This is a genomic window from Serratia sp. ASV30 (assembly GCF_016428815.1).
Lineage (GTDB): Bacteria > Pseudomonadota > Gammaproteobacteria > Enterobacterales > Enterobacteriaceae > Chania > Chania fonticola_C.
On the sequence record NZ_JAELTL010000165.1, the window covers coordinates 1 to 665 of the forward strand.

General features: G+C 40.9%; 1 protein-coding gene. It reads left to right on the plus strand.

Annotated features, from left to right (window positions below):
- Nucleotides 1-31: 31 nt before the first annotated feature.
- Nucleotides 32-665 (plus strand): hypothetical protein (locus JHD74_RS25915; protein WP_199063897.1); only part of this gene is annotated, 634 nt, incomplete at its 3' end.

Genomic DNA, 665 nt, shown 5'->3' on the forward strand with positions numbered 1-665 from the left:
TACACCCAGTTGGCATCGTCGGCAGCGTCAGATGTGTATAAGAGACAGATTTTTCACTGAGAATGTGCGTGGAGCAAAGATTGAGTTTTTAGGCCCACTTCCAAATGGTTCAACGGTGATGCGCATTCTAGCTAATGCAAAAGAGTTGACCCAAGAAGGAAAACTGTTAAAAGCTCATGTTGAAATAAATCTGTCGGGTAAAGAACTGATGGAGTATGTGCAGAAAAAAGAATTTTATCAAGGGCTTGCTGCGCTTAAATTAAATCAGTACACCGGATATGTTGCGGAACAACATGTCATGAACTTTGCCCGCCAGGGCTTATTACATGATAAAATGCTCTTTAAAATTGGAGGGCGAGGCACTGCTAAATCATTTAAAGACATTACCGGTAAAACCATACTAAAAGATAAAGTTTGGGCAATACAAAATAAAAGTGGACACGGTGTGGATTTTCTTTGTGAGGTCATCCCAACACCACCGCCACCACGATGGATCACCTTAGATTCTAAAGCGACGCTTAGGGGTAAGTACGATAATTATGGCACACCTAAAGGCCCTGCCTTGAGTGATGAACAGAAAAATCCTTTCACAAACTTATTAAAACATTTAGAACTGTCTACGAAAGATTTTCGTCATAGTAACTCTTATGAGTTGAGCGCAGAGC